A 17,908-nucleotide genomic window follows, 5' to 3' on the forward strand; every position below is an offset into this window, starting at 1 on the left:
TTTCAATGGAGATAGTTTGTGAAGATTTCCAAGAGGCTTTATCGAAAATAAAATTGCTACGAGAAAGCGCTAATTTAATAGAAGAAACTGTTCAAAGAAGTGTAAGCGAAATTGTTCAAAACGTAAGGGAGAGTAAAGATAAAGCTGTATCGTTCTATACAAAAAAGTTTGATGGTGTAGAGATAAAAGATTTTCGTGTAAGTGCAGAAGAAATAAAACAAGCAAGTAAGTTTGTAGAACAAGCTTTTTTAGAAGCGTTAGAAGAGGCAAAGAAAAACATTGTCTCGTATCACGAAAAGCAAACAAGACAATCTATGTTCGATTGCGTGAGTGAAGGGGTAATTAGAGGACAGCTCATTCGGCCGTTAGAAAATGTAGGTGTATATGTGCCGGGCGGGACAGCTTCGTATCCTTCATCAGTATTAATGAATGTATTGCCAGCAAAACTCGCAGGAGTGAAAAAAATTGTAATGGTAACACCGCCGAGGCAAGGAGGAATTGATCCGCATATTTTAGCTGCTGCAAGACTTGCAGGTGTAGATGAAATTTATATGGCCGGTGGTGCTCAAGCAATTGCTGCTCTAGCATATGGAACGGAATCGATTCCTAAAGTAGATAAAATAGTTGGACCTGGAAATTTATATGTTGCTCTAGCGAAGCGAGAAGTATATGGGATAGTCAATATCGATATGATTGCTGGACCATCAGAAATTGTAGTTATCGCAGATGAAACAGGAAATGCCGAATATATTGCTGCTGATTTATTATCACAAGCAGAGCATGATGAAAGAGCGACTGCTATTTGTATTACAACGAATGTACAGCTTGCTAAAGAAGTAGAAAGAGAAATAGAAAGACAGCTAGAGACGTTACCAAGAAGTGAAATAGCTCGTGAGTCAATAAAAAGAAATGGAGCAATTTTTATTGTCCCTTCTTTAGAAGAGGCGTTTCATTTATCAAATGAAATCGCTCCAGAACATTTAGAGTTACACATAAAAGAGCCAATGAATGCTCTAGCTTATGTAAAGCATGCTGGATCAATTTTTCTTGGGCCATATGCACCTGAACCGCTCGGAGATTATTTGGCGGGGCCGAATCACGTATTACCGACAAGTGGAACAGCAAGGTTTTTCTCTCCGTTATCCGTCGATGATTTTGTGAAAAAATCAAGCTTCGTTTCTTATACGGAAGAAGCGTTAAGAAGTGTACAGCATCATATTGTAGAACTTGCAAATAAAGAAGGTTTACATGCACACGCAAGAGCGATCCAAATTAGGTTTAAGGAGGAAGAATAATGCGCCAATCTAGTCAAGTACGTGAGACGACTGAAACAAAGATTAAATTAAGTTTGCAGCTCGATGAAAGTACGAATGTTTCTGTGCAAACGGGAGTTGGTTTTTTTGATCATATGCTAACTTTATTTGCTAGGCATGGAAGATTCGGTTTGCAAGTTGAAGCTGAAGGTGATGTATTCGTTGATGCGCATCATACGGTTGAAGATGTTGGAATTGTACTCGGAACTTGCTTGAAAGAAGCATTGCAAAATAAAGAAGGGATTAATCGTTACGGCTCAGCGTATGTACCGATGGATGAATCTTTAGGATTTGTCGCGATTGATATAAGCGGGCGCTCATATATTGTATTTCAAGGTGAATTAACAAATCCGAAGCTTGGAGATTTTGACACAGAATTAACGGAAGAATTTTTTAGAGCAGTTGCCCATGCTGCAAATATTACGTTACATGCTCGCATTTTATACGGAAGCAATACACATCACAAAATTGAAGCTCTATTTAAAGCATTTGGTCGAGCGCTTAGAGAGGCAGTCGATAAAAATGCCAACATTACTGGTGTAAATTCAACGAAAGGGATGTTGTAATTGATTACTATTATAGATTATGGAATGGGGAATATTCGCAGTGTGGAACAAGCATTAAAATATATTAGAGCAGAGTACATCGTAACGGATGACAAAGAAGAAATATTGAGAAGTGATGGCGTTATTTTACCGGGAGTAGGTGCATTTCCGAAGGCGATGGACATTTTAGAAGAAAAAGATTTAGTATGTGTGCTAAAAGAAGTTGGAAGTTCAGGAAAACCACTTCTAGGTATTTGCTTAGGAATGCAGCTTTTATTTGAAAAAAGTGAGGAACTACAAGACTGTAACGGATTAAATTTATTGCCAGGTGTCATTAGAAAGTTAAAAGTTCCTTATAAAATTCCACATATTGGGTGGAATAAGTTGAAGAAAGATGGAGAAATACCGCTTTGGAATGGAGTAGAGGACGGTTCTTTCGTATATTATGTCCACTCTTATTATGCAGATTGTCCAAATGAAATTGTGTATGGGGCAAGTGAGTATGGAGTGCAAGTACCTGGTTTTGTAGCAAAAGGAAATATATTTGGCGCACAGTTTCATCCTGAAAAAAGTGGTGAAATTGGAATGCAAATGTTAAAAAATTTCAAAGGAGTGGTAGAAGCATGGAAATCTTCCCAGCTATCGATGTAAAAGAAGGGCGATGCGTAAGGCTGTATCAAGGAGAGTTTAGTAAAGAAACGGTGATGAATGAAGACCCAGTCGCACAAGCAACAGTATTTGAAAAAATTGGAGCGAAAATACTACACGTTGTTGATTTAGATGGAGCAATTGCTGGGGAGTCAGTAAATTTACCTGTCATTGAAAAAATATGCAAGGCGGTATGTATTCCGGTGCAAGTTGGAGGAGGAGTTCGGTCACTCGCGGCAGTGGAGAAGTTGTTGTCAGTAGGTGTAGAAAAAGTGATATTAGGAACGGCTGCCCTTTACGATAAATCATTTTTAGAAGAAGCGGTTCGTCTATATAAGGAGAAAATCATAGTTGGAATTGATGCGAAAAATGGTTTCGTAGCAACAAGGGGGTGGCTCGATGTGTCTGAAATTTCGTACATCGATTTAGCGAAGCAAATGGAAAGTTTAGGTGTTCAAACGATTGTGTTTACGGACATTTCAAAAGATGGGACACTTGCAGGACCAAATTTTGAGCAATTGGAGTTACTGCAAAAAAGCGTGGGTATTCGTGTGATTGCATCTGGAGGTGTCGCATCTATTCAAGATGTGAAAAGATTAAATGATATGAATATATATGGTGTCATAATTGGAAAGGCACTTTACGAGAAAACGATTGATTTAGAAGAAGTGTTACAGGTAACAAAACTATGTTAGCGAAACGAATTATTCCATGTCTAGATGTGAAAGATGGGCGGGTCGTAAAGGGTGTAAATTTTATAGGGTTACAAGACGTCGGTGATCCTGTTGAAATAGCCGCATTATATAATGATGCGGGAGCAGATGAAATCGTATTTTTAGATATTACTGCGACGCATGAAGGGCGAAAAACGATTATAGATGTTGTAGAAAAAACTGCTTCAAAAGTATTCATTCCTCTCACAGTTGGCGGGGGGATTTCAAATGTGAGAGGAATGTACAATTTACTAAGAGCTGGAGCGGATAAAGTCTCAATAAACTCAGCGGCAGTGAGAAATCCGAAGTTAATCCAGGAAGGTGCAGAACATTTTGGCTCACAATGTATTGTCGTAGCAATTGATGCTAGAAAAGTAGCAGAAGATAAATGGAATGTATACGTAAATGGCGGAAGACTTAATACAGGGATGGATGCAATCGAATGGGCGAAGCGCGTTGTTGAGCTCGGAGCAGGAGAAATTTTGTTGACGAGTATGGATGCAGATGGAACGAAAAACGGATATGATCTTCGTTTAACAGAAGCAATTTCAAACAGCGTCTCTGTCCCAGTAATCGCATCAGGTGGATGTGGTCATGTGGATCACATTATAGAAGTATTTCAAAAGACAACAGTTGATGCAGCATTAGCAGCATCAATCTTTCATTATGGTGAAGCGACTGTACAGGATGTAAAGCGAAAATTAAGAGAAGCCAACGTTGAGGTGCGGTTATGAAACCTAACTTTGCAAAAGGGTTGATACCAGCTGTTGTTATCGAGGAAGATACGAAAGAAGTTTTAATGTTAGCTTATATGAATGAAGAAGCGTATGACAAGACGCTGGAAACGAAAAGAACATGGTTTTATTCCCGTTCGAGACAATCGTTATGGAATAAAGGAGGTACATCGGGAAATATCCAATATGTGCAATCACTTTATTTAGACTGTGATCAAGATTCAATCGTTGTTGTCGTAAAGCAAGTAGGGCCTGCTTGCCATACGGGAGAAAAAACGTGTTTTCACTATAAAATTATATAGGGGGATACATATGGAAGATATTCTTAAGTTATTATTTGAAACAATTGAAGAACGAAAGAAAAATCCACTTTCTGAATCATATACGAATTATTTATTTTCAAAAGGTGAAGATAAAATTTTAAAGAAAATTGGTGAGGAGTGCACAGAAGTAATTATCGCGTCTAAAAATAATGATAAAGAAGAACTAGTGAAAGAAATGGTTGATGTATTTTATCACTGTTTTGTTTTATTAGCCGAAAAAAATATATCATTAGAAGATGTTATGAAGGAAGTGAAAGAACGAAACGGAAAGCTTTCGAGAGTAGGGGACAGAAGAGAAATAGATACATTATAGGGGGGATATGTATGAAAGTGGACTATCATATTCATTTAGAAGAAGGACCGTATTCAATAGGTTGGCTTGCTAAAATAAATGAAGCACTACAATATTATGAACCGCTTAAAGAAGAAAAACATTCTATGGAGTGGCTTATAAAAACGCAAGAACGTTTGCAAAAACGTGTGAAGGAAGGGCCGTTTACAGCAAAATGGATTGATTTATATTTAGAAGAAGCTTTACGAAAAGGTATAAAAGAAGTTGGTATTGTTGATCATTTATATCGTTTTCGTGAGGCGCAAGGATATTATGAGAAATATGTAGATATTAGTCATTCAAAGCTTGGTCGTTTACAGAAGGAATGGTTAGATCAAGTAAGAGTAACGTCTATTTCTGAATTTACAAAGGCGATTGAAGATGCAAAAGAGCGATGGAGTAAACGGGGGATAACGCTTAAGCTTGGAATTGAAGCAGATTATTTTATCGGCGGGGAACAAGAGTTAAAAGGTTTGCTAGCACTAGGAGACTTTGATTATGTAATCGGTTCGGTCCATTTTATAGATGGATGGGGATTTGATAATCCAGATACGAAAGAGTATTTTGATACGCATGAGTTACATACTTTATATCATACGTTTTTCGCTACAGTTGAAAGTGCTGTTCGTTCTGAGCTCTTTGATATAATAGCTCATCTTGATAACATAAAAGTATTTAATTACCGATTAGATGAGAATGAACAGCTTTCTTATTATAAGGAAATTGCGCGTGCGTTAGTGGAAACAAATACCGCAACAGAAATAAATGCGGGATTGTACTATCGCTATCCTGTGCGCGAAATGTGTCCAAGTCCGCTTTATTTGCAAGTATTAGCTAAGTATGGAGTTCCGATTACTCTATCCTCAGATGCTCATTATCCGAATGATTTAGGAAAGTATGTGGAAGAGAATATAAAGACATTACGCAATCATGATATTTCTCACATAGCTACATTTACGAAACGAGTAAGAACGATGAGATTGCTTGAAGAAGAAGTAACAATTTCAAAATAAAACACGATTTTTTGATGAAAACGACCCTTTTTGTTCAAAATAAGAAAGAATGAAAAGGAGGGTGGAAAATGGCGAAACAACAAAATAAACAAAACGTACAAGCGGCAGATCAAGCTTATACTTCTGAAACGAATAATACAGCTAACTCAGTTATCGAGGAACAAATTAGTGATACAGTTGCAGAAGGAACAATAGATGCAAAGCTTGGGCAAGAATCGCAAGAGAAAGCGTAAGAAGAGGGGAGAGATGAATCTCCTCTTTTCTTATGGGTAAAAAAGTGTCGATTTTCAAAACTATAATCAAATTCCTTGGTTTTTACATGTGGATTTCTTACAATGAAATATAAGAGATATCTTATTTTGTATAGAAGAGGTGTTAGTAGTGGCGAAAATATTAGTTGCAGGGAAAATTCCAGAAATCGGATTAGAACTATTAAAAGATCATGATGTAGAAATGTACGATAAAGAGGAGTTAATTTCTTTAGATGAATTAACAGAGCGTGTAAAAGATAAAGATGCATTGTTAAGTTTACTTTCTACAAAGGTGCCGAAAGAAGTTATTGATGCAGCACCTAATTTAAAGATTGTTGCAAACTACGGTGCTGGTTACGACAATATTGATTTTACGTATGCAGGAGAAAAAGGAATTGCAGTATCGAATACACCGAAAGTATCAACTGAAGCGACAGCAGAATTAACATTTGCACTTCTTTTAGCAGCGGCACGTAGAATTCCTGAAGGGGATACGTTATGTCGTACAACTGGATTTAACGGCTGGGCACCATTATTTTTCTTGGGCCGCGAAGTGCACGGTAAGACAATTGGAATTATTGGCCTTGGAGAAATAGGGAAGGCAGTTGCAAAGCGTGCGAAAGCATTTGGAATGGATATTTTATATACAGGGCCAAATCGTAAGCCTGAAGCTGAAAGTGAACTGGGAGCAACATATGTAACATTGGAAGAATTATTACAAACAGCGGACTTTATTACAATTAACTGTGCTTATAATCCGAAATTACATCATATGATTGATGAAGAACAGTTTAAAATGATGAAGAAAACAGCATATATTATAAATGCTTCACGTGGACCAATTATGCATGAATTTGCACTTGCTCATGCACTAAAAACGAATGAAATTGAAGGTGCAGCTCTTGATGTATTTGAATTTGAACCGAAAATTACAGAAGAGCTAAAAGGATTAAAGAATGTGGTACTTGCGCCTCACGTAGGGAATGCAACGTTTGAAACGCGTGATGCGATGGCTGAAATGGCAGTAAGAAATATTTTAGCTGTATTAAACGGTGAAGAACCTGTAACACCTGTAAATCAAAAAGTATTGGTTACAAAATAAAAGAAACCTTCCAATTTCGGAAGGTTTCTTTTATTTTTCTTTATTTGCTTTTTTAGAAGGTCTTTGTCTAAGGAATTGAGATAGCATATACAAAATATATAGTGGAATGGCAATGAATAAGAAAACAGAAAAATTACCAAAACCTGTTTGGTACATTGTGATAATACTTCCAACTAAAAATAGTGTAATAATTATGCTATATCGTGGAATTGGTACATCTTTTAAACTTGGGATGCGAATTCGGCTCACCATTAAAAATGCGAACGTTACAAATACTGTAATAAGAACGATTTTTGGAATGGTATTTGAAAATAATGTTAGGAAAGCGACAAGCCCTCCAGCTGCAGTAATCGGAACTCCAGTGAAATATTTCATGGAAGTAGAAGATGGTGTTACATTAAATCGTGCTAAGCGATATGCTCCGAACAGTGGGAATAATCCCGCTATGTATAGTCCAATGATTCCGTAGTTGGAAAAAGATGTGTAATACATTAAAACAGCAGGTGCTGCGCCAAATGTTACAACATCTGCGAGTGAATCAAGCTCTTTTCCCATTTGTGAATCAACGCGTAATAAACGAGCAACACGACCATCAAGACTATCTAACATCATCCCGATAAGTACTAAAATAGCAGCTGATTTATAATATCCTAAAGATGCATAGCCGATTGACAAGAATCCGCTATATAAATTTCCGAGCGTAAATAAGTTTGGAATAGCTGCTCTATACAAAATCTGATCCCTTGCTTTCTGTTATAAATTCTTAATTAGTGTACGAAAGTTTACTTATTTTATCATACCATAAATTTCTTTTTCATACGAAAGAAATTCCCAATTTGTGAAAGATTTGAAGTGTAAGTAAAAAAGAAGCAACTTTTCACAAAGTTGCTTCCTACATTATTCAAATTTCGTTGTCATCGTTCCAGTTTTAAATCGATTGTTAGGATCGAATCGTAATAAATCTCCATAAATCAGTTTGTCAGAGAGTTTTAAATCTGTTTTTGCTTTTTCAATATACGGCTGACATAGTGCTACATCTGCCTCTTCACCTGAGCTTTTTTTGTAGCACATATTTTTTGTATACACATAATCCTCTGTTACAAAACTACCATCGCGCATTACCATAAGTGGATCTTTTTCTTTTATAAATAAGTCAGTTCCAAATTCAACTGATTGATTCGTTTTAATACCAAGTAAATGAAGCAGCGTTGGTTTAATATCAATTTGTCCTGATACTTTAGAGATAACTTTTCCTTCTTGACCAGGTACATGAATAATGAGGGGGACGCGTTGTAATTGCATAGAATCAAATGGTGTAATAGCGTCTTTCCCAAGGAACTGAGCCATAGCTGCATTATGGTTTTCGGAAATGCCGTAGTGATCCCCATAAATGACAATAACGGAATTGTCGTATAGTCCTTCTTCTTTTAATTGGTTAATGAATAATTTGAGAGCTTCATCCGTGTAGCGAACCGTTGGGAAATAGCGGTTTAGAACACCGCTTTCCGAATTAAACTCATCAACATATTGATCTTCTGGACTTAAGAGAAACGGAAAATGATTTGTTAAAGTAATAAATTTCGTATAGAACGGTTGCGGTAAAGATTTTAACTTTGGAATAGATTGTTCAAAGAACTCTTTATCTTTTAATCCCCAACCGACAGACATTTGTTCAGTGCCTACGTAATCATTTAAATTAAAATAACGATCATATCCAAGTGCAGGATACATTACATCACGATTCCAAAATGTTTTATCGTTTGAATGGAAGACAGCGGAAGAATATCCGTATTTCTTTAACTGTTCGGGTGTGGCAGTATATTCATTTGTTGCATGAGTAAAGAATACAGAACCACGGTCTAACGGATAAAGTGAGTTTTCAACGATAAATTCAGCATCGGAAGTTTTACCTTGTCCTGTTTGATGATAGAAGTTATCGAAGTAAAAACTATCTTTTATAAACTGATTTAAAAATGGAGTAATCTCTTTTCCATTTATTTTTTTATTAATAACAAAACTTTGTGTAGACTCCATTGAAATTAAAATTACATTTTTACCTTTTGCAGCTCCGAATAAGTTTTTATCAACTTGCTTATCTTTTGCGTCAGTATAATTTTTAATTTCGGAGAATCCGTCGCCACTTGCAAATACACGTTCAGCCGAAGATTTAGATTGAAGTGTAATATCGAATAGATGATATGTGTATAAACCTAAATTTTTCACGACAGTTTGACGATCAAATGAGCGTGAGAACATTTGTGGTTTATAAATAACTGAAACAGTAATTTGCAGTGCCAATAGCGCTGTTACACCACTAAAGAAAGTCCGTTTCTCAGAACGAGAAAGTGGCGTCCTGTCACAAAATGATGGGAATTTACGTGAAATAAACATTAAAATAATTGCATCTGCAAATAAAAGTAATGTCTTGTACGTAAAGAGCTCTTTAATGCTCGTTCCTAAGTCAGCCATATTATTTGTTTGGAATAAAACAGGAAAAGTAACAAAATCGTTATAGAACCCGTAAAACATTGCATTTCCAAATAAAATAAATGACAGTATAAAACTAATTCCAATAATAATTCGGTTTCGGTACTTAGATGCAAGTAAAGCTAAACCGAAAAATAAAAGTAATGAAGCTAGTGGATTAATAAAAAGCATAAATTCTTCAAAGAAATTATCAATTTTAATATCAAATGCTAGCTTGTACACAATATATGTTTTAATCCATAATAAAACGACTGCAACGAGTGCAAATCGTAATTTTGGAAACAGATGTTGTAGCATAATATACTCCTCTCTTAAAAGCATGACAGTTCCTGTGAGTTTGTTTGAAAATCGTCTCACTATATATATACGAACAGTCCTTTATTATTATGATTATTATACTATGAGTATCATTATACGAAAATAAAGGAGAGTTGTGGGCTTTTTTTGCAACAATTGAGTAGAAAAAGCGAAGTGGGAGACAATAAAATGGAATTTCTATGTATGATTATTATCATTCGTTAAACATGGAAAGTATCGCGTAATGATACGGAGGTTATGATGCGGAAATTATTATATTTTATAGTATGCATTAGTTTTATGCTTTTTGTTTCACCGAGTGTATCAGTAGCACAATATGATGCACCGCTCATGGAAGATGCTCTTTATTCTGTGTTATTTCCAAAAATGAATGAAGCGATTGAGAAACAATATGGAAAATTAAAACCGTTTGATTGTCCCAAAATTATTAGTCTAAAAAAACTTTATAGCGGTACATATTTATTTCAAGCAGTAATTGAAATAACGAAATATGAATCAGGAATAGGTGGAAAAGTACTTCCGCCGTTTGAGAAGATAAGTATGACGTTTAACAATGAAGAAGGAGAATGGACTGTTACAAAAATTTCTATAAAGCGCTTACCAAATGATACGAAATTAAACTGTAAAAAAACAATATAAAAAATTGTTTGACAAATAAAATGGTCCTTTGGTATTGTTAATAGCAACAATTAGATGTTTGAAAATTAAATAGACTTACCTCATCTACTCTCAAAGGTAGAGGCCGCGATAGGAAAGAGTAAGCTATGGGAGATTTAGTGGAATCTGTGATCATAGGTTGAAAGGGACTATTGCCGAAATATAAGAATGACCACGTTATTCATATATTGGGACTGCATTGAATAAATGTAGTACTGTCATAATATTTATTTTATGGAGAGCTATTTGGAGATGTTGATGCGGTTTCTTATTTTGAGAAGATAACAACTTGTTTATTTTTTCAATATATATTTTTCCTAATAAGAAACGCGTGTGAACATTGTTCCGCGCGTTTTTTGTCTATCTAAAAACGTGCTGCAATGAATAGAAGATTGGGGTTATGAGTTTTAGAGGAAATAAGGGAGGAATTCAAATGTATTTACACGGCACAAGCCGAATCAATGGGCAAGGACACTTAGAAATTGGAGGGTGCGATACGACGCAACTAGCAAAACAATACGGAACACCACTTTATGTATACGATGAAGAGTCTATTCGAGGGAAATGTCGTGCGTTTCATCGTGCTTTTAAAGAAAGTGGTTTCTCTTATCAAGTAGCATATGCTAGCAAGGCGTTCTTGTGCATGGAGATGTGCCGAGTAGCTCGTGAAGAAAATATGTCTTTAGACGTTGTCTCTGGAGGAGAATTATATACTGCACTCCAAGCAGGATTTCCGGCTTCGCGCATTCATTTTCACGGAAATAATAAAACAGAAGAAGAAATGATTATGGCTCTTCAGGCAAATATTGGTTGTTTTGTGGTAGATAATTTCTTAGAATTAGAAATTTTACATGATTTAGCAGTGCAACATGGGAAATTTGTGAACATATTAATCCGTGTAACGCCTGGAGTAGAGGCACATACACACGAATATATAACAACAGGTCAAGAGGATTCGAAGTTTGGATTTGGTGTTTCAAATGGTCAAGCGATGCAAGCAATTGAGCTAGCTTTGCAAAAATCAAATTATAATGTGCTAGGAATTCACTCGCACATCGGATCACAAATATTCGAAACGGCTGGTTTTGTTCGAGCAATTGAAGTACTACGTCAATTTTTAGAAGAAGTGAGAGAGCGAACAAACTATGTGGTGAAAGTATTAAATGTCGGCGGAGGTTTCGGTATACGTTATACGGAGTCTGATACACCGTTAACACTTGAAACGTATGTGCACGCTGTAACAAGTACGGTGAGAGAGCAGTTTACATTATGTGAATATCCGCTTCCTGAAATATGGATTGAGCCAGGACGTAGTATTGTAGGGGATGCGGGAACAACAATTTATACAGTCGGAGCGGTGAAAGAGATTCCAGGCATAAGAAAATATGTTTCAGTCGATGGTGGGATGACAGATAATTTAAGGCCGGCTCTATACGGAGCACGTTATGAGGCGATGTTGGCGAATCGAGGGAATGATGAAAATGAGGAACTTGTTTCGATTGCTGGGAAATGTTGTGAAAGTGGAGATATGCTGATTTGGGATATTAACCTCCCTAAAGTTGCTTCTTCTGATTTACTAGCGATTTCTTGTACAGGTGCATATGGGTACTCGATGGCTAATAATTATAATCGTATTCGTAGACCGGCTGTAGTCTTCGCAAAAGGCGGAACATCACAAATTGTTGTAGAACGTGAAACATATGAAAATATTATTGGGAACGATCGCATACGTATTAAAGAGCTGGTGTGAATGAGAAAGAAGGAGTTGTCTAGTAAAGGCAACTCCTTTCAAAAAAAGGAAAATAATTAAATATATCGGAAAACTAGGATTGAAAAAAATCTGAATTGTGATAAAATACAAATACAAAGCTTATCAAGAGAAGCTGAGGGAACTGGCCCTACGAAGCTCGGCAACCTGCTTATAGAAAGCAAGGTGCTAAATCCAGCAAAATGGAATCCATTTTGAAAGATAAGGTAAAATATATTACCGAACAGTCTTTTCGAAATGGGAAAGATTTTTTTTATGAATAAAAAGGGGGGCTGTTTGCGTGAGCGTACGGGAACATTTTGATGAAGTGTCCGAAAAAATTCAAACGATGCTTGCTGATATGAAATATGGTTCAATTACAATTGTGGTGCAAGATGGAAAAGTGATTCAATTAGAGAAAAGTGAAAAGGTCCGTTTAAAGTAAAAAGCGCTGACTAGAAAAACTAGAGGCGGTTTTAATCTATTTTATAGATTAAAACCGTCTTTTTGCTTTTACAGGGGGAAAAAACATGTTGACGTATGAAACGTGGGAAGAAAATGGTATTTCATTTTCAGAAGAAGATGAAACGAAAGGCGCGCTATCAGTATTAAGTTGGGCTTATAAAGAATATAAAGGTGAAATTGTATATGCATGTAGCTTTGGAGTGGAAGGGATGGTTTTATTGCATCTTATAAACCAAGTAAATCCATCTGCTAAAGTTGTATTTTTAGATACAAATGTTCACTTTCAAGAAACGTACGAATTAATTAAAAAGGTACGAGAGAGATTTCCTTCATTAAATATTATAGAAAAACAGCCAGCACTTACACTTGAAGAACAGGCGAAGCTTCATGGAGAAAAATTATGGGAAAGTAATCCGAATCTCTGTTGTAAGATCAGAAAAATTTTGCCGCTAGAAAAATCATTAGCAGCCGAAAAAGCGTGGATATCAGGCCTTAGAAGGGAACAATCAGAAACGCGTAAGCATACAAAATTTGTGAATCAAGATCATCGTTTTCGGTCTATTAAAATTTGTCCGCTCATTCATTGGACTTGGAAAGAAGTTTGGCGATATGTATACAAACATAGTTTGCCGTATAATCCGCTACATGATGTTGGCTATCCAAGTATTGGGTGTGAAAAATGTACATTGCCTGTAGGAGATGGTGGCGACTCAAGAGATGGAAGATGGGCTGGGAAAATGAAGACAGAATGCGGACTTCATTTTCAATAAGATAAATCTTGAAATAAAGCTAAGAGGGGATATAAAAAGATGAGTATAACAAATAAATTAGTAAACCGTATTGATGAAACATATGACATATCGAATATTGTAAAAGAAATTGAGCTAGACAAAATTGCGCTTAGTGATTTAGAACTTCTGGCGATAGGGGGATATAGTCCACTTACAGGATTTTTAGGGAAGAGAGATTATGACTCAGTTGTAGAAACACTGCGCTTAGTAAACGGTAGTGTTTGGAGTATACCGATTGCATTACCAGTAACAGAAGAAGAAGCGGATAGATTGAAAATTGGAGAAGAAGTAAAACTGGTTAAAGATGGAACTGTATATGGTGTTATTCAAATAGAAGATATTTTTGTACCGGATAAAGAAAAAGAAGCGTTACTCGTGTATAAAACGACGGATGAGGCTCATCCAGGTGTGAAAAAATTGTACGATCGACCGAACGTTTACGTTGGAGGAGCTATTATTCTAATACAACGCTCTGAAAATAATCAGTTTGCTTCTTATTATTTAGATCCAATCGAAACAAGAGAAGAATTTAAAAAACGGGGATGGAAAACAGTAGTTGGTTTCCAAACACGCAATCCTGTACATCGTGCACATGAATATATTCAAAAATCTGCACTTGAAATTGTAGATGGTCTCTTTTTAAACCCGCTCGTTGGTGAAACGAAATCAGATGATATTCCAGCTGATGTAAGGATGGAAAGTTATGAAGTATTACTGCAAAATTATTATCCAAAAGATCGCGTTTTTTTAGGGGTATTTCCCGCAGCGATGCGTTATGCAGGACCACGTGAAGCGATATTTCATGCGCTTGTAAGAAAAAATTTCGGCTGTACACATTTTATTGTAGGGCGGGATCACGCTGGAGTGGGAAATTATTACGGAACATATGAAGCGCAGGAAATCTTTACTGACTTTACGGTGGAAGAGTTAGGAATTACGCCGCTATTTTTTGAACATAGTTTTTATTGCGTTAAATGTGAGGCGATGGCTTCGACAAAAACGTGCCCACACGAGAAAGCGGACCATGTTATTTTGTCAGGTACGAAAGTAAGAGAAATGTTACGAAATGGAGAGATTCCACCAAGTGCATTTAGCCGTAAAGAAGTAGTGGAAGTGTTAATTAAAGGTTTGAAGAAAGAAGCAGTAACAGAATAGGGAGAGAACGAGATGGATACAAATATTACTTGGCATGCAGCGTCTGTTTCAAAGGAAGAGAGAAGAGTGAAGAATGGTCATCATAGTTTTGTAATTTGGTTTACAGGCTTATCAGCTTCGGGTAAATCAACAGTAGCAAATGCGGTGGCTCGGAAACTATTTGAAAACAATATCGGAAACTATGTATTAGATGGGGATAACATTCGTCACGGTTTAAATAAGGATTTAGGTTTTTCTGAAAGTGAACGTATGGAAAATATAAGGCGTATTGGTGAAGTGGCGAAGTTGTTTGTAGATGAAGGAACAGTTGTCCTTACAGCGTTTATTTCACCATATCGAGTAGATCGTAAACAAGTTAGAGACCTTTTGGCAGCAAATGAATTTATTGAAGTCTTTGTGAAGTGTCCGATTGAAGAATGTGAGAAACGTGATCCGAAAGGACTTTATAAAAAAGCGAGACAAGGTGATATTAAGCAGTTTACGGGCATTGATTCACCGTATGAGGAACCAGAACGAGAAGAATTAATTGTAGAAACGCACAAGTATTCTATTGAAGAATGTGCAGAACAAATTGTGAAGTACTTACAAGAGCGTAGTTTCATATAGGGGGATAAAAGATGAGTTATGAAAAAGTGTGGGCTAATACTGAAAAATTAAATCAAACAGAGAAAAAGAAATTAGAGAAAGACGGATTAGAAATCTTTAATGATATTCCTTACTATGCGGAGAATGGATTTGAATCTATTCCGAAAGAAGAGTGGGACGCCTTTAAATGGGCGGGATTGTATTTGCAACGACCGAAAGAAGCGGGCTATTTTATGATGCGTGTCAATATTCCTTCTGGGATTATTACAAATGCGCAGGCAGAGGTGCTAGCTTCCATCGCTGAAGATTATGGGCGTGATGTGTTAGATATTACGACAAGACAGGCGATTCAGTTTCATTGGTTAGAAATTGGGCAAATTCCGGATATTTTTAAAAGATTAGCGAGAGCTGGTTTATCTTCAGCAGGGGCATGCGGTGATATTACGCGTAATATTACAGGTAATCCACTTGCTGGAATTGATGCGAATGAACTATTTGATACAACATCGATTGTTAAAGAAATATACGATTACTTCCAACATAATGAAGAGTTTTCTAATCTACCACGTAAATTTAAAATGTCTATTAGTTCTAACATTTATAATTCAGCAAATGCAGAGATTAACTGTGTGGCATTTACACCTGCTACGAAAGAAATAGATGGTGAGAAAAAAGTTGGTTTTCACATAAAAGTAGGCGGAGGCTTATCAGCTCGTCCGTACTTAGCGGAAGAATTAGATGTATTCGTTTTACCAGAAGAAGTGAAGGCAGTATCGATTGCAATTGCTACTATATTCCGTGATTTTGGATATCGTGAAAAACGCCACTTAGCACGCTTGAAATTTCTTGTCGCTGACTGGGGCGCTGAGAAATTTAAAGAGAAATTAGTAGAATACACAGGCCTATTGCAAAGTAAAGGGGAAAGTGCTCTCAAAGGCTGGAATGCAGGATACTTTTATGGTGTTCAAGATCAAAAACAAGAAGGATTAAAGTATGTCGGCTTTAATGTACCAGTAGGACGTTTACATGCAGAGGAAATGTTTGAGATTGCTAGAATTGCAAAGCAATATGGAAACGGGCAAATTCGTACTTGTAACTCACAAAACTTCATTATTCCGAATGTTCCGCCAGAAAATGTTGCAGGATTATTAAGTGAACCTTTGTTTGAAGCAATTTCTGCAAATCCGAAATCATTTATTGGTCATGCGGTTTCATGTACTGGTATTGAGTATTGCAATCTTGCGTTAGTAGAAACGAAAGAAAGATTACGCAAAATCGCAGAGTACTTAGATACACAAATTGCACTCGATGTTCCAGTTCGAATTCATATGGTAGGATGCCCGAATTCCTGTGGTCAACGTCAAATTGCTGATATTGGTTTGCAAGGGATAAAACTGAAAACGAAGGAAAAGGGAATCGTTGAGGCGTTTGAAATATATGTGGGCGGAACGCTATTAGACGGAGGAGCATATAACGAAAAATTAAAAGGGAAAATAGATGGAGAAGATTTGCCGGATGTTCTCGTGTCCTTTTTAAGTTATTTCCAAAAGAATAAATTACTAGCCGAAACGTTTTATGATTTCGTAGGGCGTGTTGGAGTGGAAGAATTACAAATTGTACTAAATCGTGTATTAGAAGAAGTAATAGCGTCTTAGGAGGGACAATATGGATTTATATCGATTTGAAGCTGTAATAGCGAATAGTGTTGTTCCAATAGTCGTTGTTGCTCAAAGTGAAGAACAGGCATTTAAGCTTGCGGAGATTGAGCTTGAAAAGCATTTTTTACCGTTGCCAGAAGTAAAGGAGATTTCTTTGTTTGAAAAAAAGAAGATTCGAAAAGGTGCGGCATTTGTTGTTCATGAGTAAATAACATTGTAATACGAAAGTATTCTAACTTCCATTCATATAAAAGGATGGAAGTTTCACTTTAATAGTAGAAATGAGGAGAGATGATGGGGAAGGTTTATATCGTTGGAGCGGGTCCTGGCGATCCGGATTTAATCACTGTTAAAGGGTTGAAATGTATCGAGAAGGCAGATGTTATTTTATACGACCGCCTCGTGAATAAAGAGTTGCTTTCATACGCAAAGCCTGAAGCGGATTTAATTTATTGCGGGAAACTCCCGAATTATCACACGATGAAGCAAGAGACAATTAACACATTTCTTATTAAATATGCGAAGAAAGGAAAAGTTGTAACGAGACTAAAGGGCGGGGATCCATTTGTATTTGGAAGAGGTGGAGAAGAAGCCGAAGCGTTAGCCAAACAAGGTATCCCATTTGAAATTATTCCTGGTATTTCAGCTGGTATAGCCGCTCCTGCTTACGCTGGTATTCCAGTAACGCACCGCGATGCAAGTGCAAGTTTTGCTATTGTGACAGGACATAGAAAAGAGGATGCTGAAGAGGAAGTGAAGTGGGAAAATTTAGCGAAAGGTGTAGATACATTAGCTGTCTATATGGGGGTTAGTAATTTACCTTACATATGTGAACAACTAATAAAACATGGAAAAGATCAAAGCACACCTGCCGCTATTATTGAGTGGGGAACGACATCTATGCAGCGTACTGTTACAGCGACGTTAGGAACAATTGTAGATGTTGCTAAAAAAGAACAAATTCAAAATCCAAGTATGATTGTTATTGGAGAAGTTGTCCGTTTTAGAGAAAAGATACATTGGTTTGAGAAACAAGCGGAAAATGCATATCCAGTAAGCGGAGTATTGTAAA

21 protein-coding genes and 2 riboswitches are annotated in these 17,908 nt (G+C 36.6%); of the genes, 19 read left to right on the top strand and 2 right to left on the bottom strand.

Translation table 11 applies throughout. The features are described from left to right. Positions 1 to 5 precede the first annotated feature (5 nt). The 10 genes from hisD (at position 6) to MHB76_RS07070 (ending at position 6,973) form a co-directional block, all read left to right on the top strand. Positions 6 to 1,295: a histidinol dehydrogenase gene (gene hisD / locus MHB76_RS07025; protein WP_078174448.1), complete on the top strand. Its 1,290-nt coding sequence runs from the start codon at positions 6 to 8 to the stop codon at positions 1,293 to 1,295. Then, positions 1,295 to 1,879, top strand: a complete 585-nt coding sequence (hisB, locus tag MHB76_RS07030; protein ID WP_002158670.1) for an imidazoleglycerol-phosphate dehydratase HisB — start codon at positions 1,295 to 1,297, stop codon at positions 1,877 to 1,879. The genes hisD and hisB overlap by 1 nt, the downstream gene beginning before the upstream one ends. Then, positions 1,880 to 2,509, top strand: a complete 630-nt coding sequence (gene hisH / locus MHB76_RS07035; protein WP_078174447.1) for an imidazole glycerol phosphate synthase subunit HisH — start codon at positions 1,880 to 1,882, stop codon at positions 2,507 to 2,509. Continuing rightward, positions 2,482 to 3,201, top strand: a complete 720-nt coding sequence (hisA, locus tag MHB76_RS07040; RefSeq protein WP_078174446.1) for a 1-(5-phosphoribosyl)-5-[(5-phosphoribosylamino)methylideneamino]imidazole-4-carboxamide isomerase — start codon at positions 2,482 to 2,484, stop codon at positions 3,199 to 3,201. The genes hisH and hisA overlap by 28 nt, the downstream gene beginning before the upstream one ends. Then, complete coding sequence (hisF, locus tag MHB76_RS07045) at positions 3,195 to 3,953, top strand: imidazole glycerol phosphate synthase subunit HisF (RefSeq protein ID WP_078174445.1); 759 nt, start codon at positions 3,195 to 3,197, stop codon at positions 3,951 to 3,953. Before hisA ends, hisF begins: the two co-directional genes overlap by 7 nt. Continuing rightward, entirely contained in the window at positions 3,950 to 4,255 is a 306-nt protein-coding gene (hisI, locus tag MHB76_RS07050; protein WP_002158666.1) for a phosphoribosyl-AMP cyclohydrolase, read from the top strand. Before hisF ends, hisI begins: the two co-directional genes overlap by 4 nt. 10 nt (positions 4,256 to 4,265) lie before the next feature. After that, positions 4,266 to 4,589, top strand: coding sequence for a phosphoribosyl-ATP diphosphatase (hisE, locus tag MHB76_RS07055; RefSeq protein WP_002158665.1), 324 nt, complete (start codon positions 4,266 to 4,268; stop codon positions 4,587 to 4,589). Positions 4,590 to 4,600: 11 nt separating this feature from the next. Continuing rightward, complete coding sequence (locus MHB76_RS07060; RefSeq protein WP_078174444.1) at positions 4,601 to 5,620, top strand: histidinol phosphate phosphatase domain-containing protein; 1,020 nt, start codon at positions 4,601 to 4,603, stop codon at positions 5,618 to 5,620. 68 nt (positions 5,621 to 5,688) lie between these two features. Continuing rightward, a complete protein-coding gene (locus MHB76_RS07065) occupies positions 5,689 to 5,853 on the top strand; it encodes a YozQ family protein (protein WP_002158663.1) in 165 nt (54 codons plus the stop codon). Positions 5,854 to 6,001: 148 nt separating this feature from the next. Beyond that, on the top strand, positions 6,002 to 6,973 hold the full coding sequence (locus MHB76_RS07070; RefSeq protein ID WP_002201194.1) for an NAD(P)-dependent oxidoreductase: 972 nt from the start codon (positions 6,002 to 6,004) through the stop codon (positions 6,971 to 6,973). 30 nt (positions 6,974 to 7,003) lie between these two features. Here MHB76_RS07070 and pssA read toward each other — a convergent pair whose 3' ends face one another. Together pssA and MHB76_RS07080 are read right to left on the bottom strand one after the other, a co-directional pair. Further along, positions 7,004 to 7,705, bottom strand: coding sequence for a CDP-diacylglycerol--serine O-phosphatidyltransferase (gene pssA / locus MHB76_RS07075; protein WP_002158661.1), 702 nt, complete (start codon positions 7,703 to 7,705; stop codon positions 7,004 to 7,006). Positions 7,706 to 7,870: 165 nt separating this feature from the next. Then, positions 7,871 to 9,757: an LTA synthase family protein gene (locus MHB76_RS07080; RefSeq protein WP_033716758.1), complete on the bottom strand. Its 1,887-nt coding sequence runs from the start codon at positions 9,755 to 9,757 to the stop codon at positions 7,871 to 7,873. Between the two features lie 261 nt (positions 9,758 to 10,018). Here MHB76_RS07080 and MHB76_RS07085 point away from each other — a divergent pair, with 261 nt between their 5' ends. The 9 genes from MHB76_RS07085 (at position 10,019) to cobA (ending at position 17,907) form a co-directional block, all read left to right on the top strand. Beyond that, positions 10,019 to 10,417, top strand: coding sequence for a DUF3888 domain-containing protein (locus MHB76_RS07085; RefSeq protein ID WP_002158658.1), 399 nt, complete (start codon positions 10,019 to 10,021; stop codon positions 10,415 to 10,417). A gap of 89 nt (positions 10,418 to 10,506) precedes the next feature. Next, positions 10,507 to 10,688, top strand: a riboswitch (Lysine riboswitch). A gap of 180 nt (positions 10,689 to 10,868) precedes the next feature. Further along, positions 10,869 to 12,185 carry a diaminopimelate decarboxylase gene (lysA, locus tag MHB76_RS07090; protein WP_002158657.1) on the top strand — a complete coding sequence of 439 codons (1,317 nt, stop codon included), beginning with the start codon at positions 10,869 to 10,871 and terminating at the stop codon, positions 12,183 to 12,185. A 117-nt stretch (positions 12,186 to 12,302) separates the two neighbouring features. After that, positions 12,303 to 12,411, top strand: a riboswitch (SAM riboswitch). A 72-nt stretch (positions 12,412 to 12,483) separates the two neighbouring features. Further along, positions 12,484 to 12,627: a YezD family protein gene (locus MHB76_RS07095; RefSeq protein WP_002149491.1), complete on the top strand. Its 144-nt coding sequence runs from the start codon at positions 12,484 to 12,486 to the stop codon at positions 12,625 to 12,627. Between the two features lie 85 nt (positions 12,628 to 12,712). Then, positions 12,713 to 13,417, top strand: a complete 705-nt coding sequence (locus MHB76_RS07100; RefSeq protein WP_002158656.1) for a phosphoadenylyl-sulfate reductase — start codon at positions 12,713 to 12,715, stop codon at positions 13,415 to 13,417. Positions 13,418 to 13,456: 39 nt separating this feature from the next. Beyond that, on the top strand, positions 13,457 to 14,593 hold the full coding sequence (gene sat, locus MHB76_RS07105; RefSeq protein ID WP_078174443.1) for a sulfate adenylyltransferase: 1,137 nt from the start codon (positions 13,457 to 13,459) through the stop codon (positions 14,591 to 14,593). A 12-nt stretch (positions 14,594 to 14,605) separates the two neighbouring features. Next, positions 14,606 to 15,199, top strand: coding sequence for an adenylyl-sulfate kinase (gene cysC, locus MHB76_RS07110; RefSeq protein WP_002158654.1), 594 nt, complete (start codon positions 14,606 to 14,608; stop codon positions 15,197 to 15,199). An 11-nt stretch (positions 15,200 to 15,210) separates the two neighbouring features. After that, positions 15,211 to 16,833, top strand: coding sequence for a nitrite/sulfite reductase (locus MHB76_RS07115; RefSeq protein ID WP_078174442.1), 1,623 nt, complete (start codon positions 15,211 to 15,213; stop codon positions 16,831 to 16,833). 10 nt (positions 16,834 to 16,843) lie between these two features. Next, positions 16,844 to 17,044, top strand: a complete 201-nt coding sequence (locus MHB76_RS07120) for a DUF3906 family protein (RefSeq protein WP_002158652.1) — start codon at positions 16,844 to 16,846, stop codon at positions 17,042 to 17,044. An 86-nt stretch (positions 17,045 to 17,130) separates the two neighbouring features. Next, complete coding sequence (cobA, locus tag MHB76_RS07125) at positions 17,131 to 17,907, top strand: uroporphyrinogen-III C-methyltransferase (protein ID WP_078174441.1); 777 nt, start codon at positions 17,131 to 17,133, stop codon at positions 17,905 to 17,907. The last annotated feature ends 1 nt before the right edge of the window (position 17,908 follow it).

Origin of the sequence: Bacillus sp. FSL M7-1345 (assembly GCF_038006985.1) — a bacterium.
Taxonomy (GTDB): Bacteria; Bacillota; Bacilli; order Bacillales; family Bacillaceae_G; genus Bacillus_A; species Bacillus_A cereus_U.

Bases quoted from the DNA above. Each gene is read 5' to 3' on its own strand.
- MHB76_RS07085 (WP_002158658.1), top strand. From the start codon at position 10,019: ATGCGGAAATTATTATATTTTATAGTATGCATTAGTTTTATGCTTTTT.
- MHB76_RS07080 (WP_033716758.1), bottom strand. From the start codon at position 9,757: ATGCTACAACATCTGTTTCCAAAATTACGATTTGCACTCGTTGCAGTC.
- hisI (WP_002158666.1), top strand. From the start codon at position 3,950: ATGAAACCTAACTTTGCAAAAGGGTTGATACCAGCTGTTGTTATCGAG.
- cobA (WP_078174441.1), top strand. From the start codon at position 17,131: ATGGGGAAGGTTTATATCGTTGGAGCGGGTCCTGGCGATCCGGATTTA.
- MHB76_RS07120 (WP_002158652.1), top strand. From the start codon at position 16,844: ATGGATTTATATCGATTTGAAGCTGTAATAGCGAATAGTGTTGTTCCA.
- sat (WP_078174443.1), top strand. From the start codon at position 13,457: ATGAGTATAACAAATAAATTAGTAAACCGTATTGATGAAACATATGAC.
- MHB76_RS07065 (WP_002158663.1), top strand. From the start codon at position 5,689: ATGGCGAAACAACAAAATAAACAAAACGTACAAGCGGCAGATCAAGCT.
- hisF (WP_078174445.1), top strand. From the start codon at position 3,195: ATGTTAGCGAAACGAATTATTCCATGTCTAGATGTGAAAGATGGGCGG.
- hisE (WP_002158665.1), top strand. From the start codon at position 4,266: ATGGAAGATATTCTTAAGTTATTATTTGAAACAATTGAAGAACGAAAG.
- hisA (WP_078174446.1), top strand. From the start codon at position 2,482: ATGGAAATCTTCCCAGCTATCGATGTAAAAGAAGGGCGATGCGTAAGG.
- lysA (WP_002158657.1), top strand. From the start codon at position 10,869: ATGTATTTACACGGCACAAGCCGAATCAATGGGCAAGGACACTTAGAA.
- MHB76_RS07060 (WP_078174444.1), top strand. From the start codon at position 4,601: ATGAAAGTGGACTATCATATTCATTTAGAAGAAGGACCGTATTCAATA.
- MHB76_RS07100 (WP_002158656.1), top strand. From the start codon at position 12,713: ATGTTGACGTATGAAACGTGGGAAGAAAATGGTATTTCATTTTCAGAA.
- MHB76_RS07115 (WP_078174442.1), top strand. From the start codon at position 15,211: ATGAGTTATGAAAAAGTGTGGGCTAATACTGAAAAATTAAATCAAACA.
- hisD (WP_078174448.1), top strand. From the start codon at position 6: ATGGAGATAGTTTGTGAAGATTTCCAAGAGGCTTTATCGAAAATAAAA.
- cysC (WP_002158654.1), top strand. From the start codon at position 14,606: ATGGATACAAATATTACTTGGCATGCAGCGTCTGTTTCAAAGGAAGAG.
- hisB (WP_002158670.1), top strand. From the start codon at position 1,295: ATGCGCCAATCTAGTCAAGTACGTGAGACGACTGAAACAAAGATTAAA.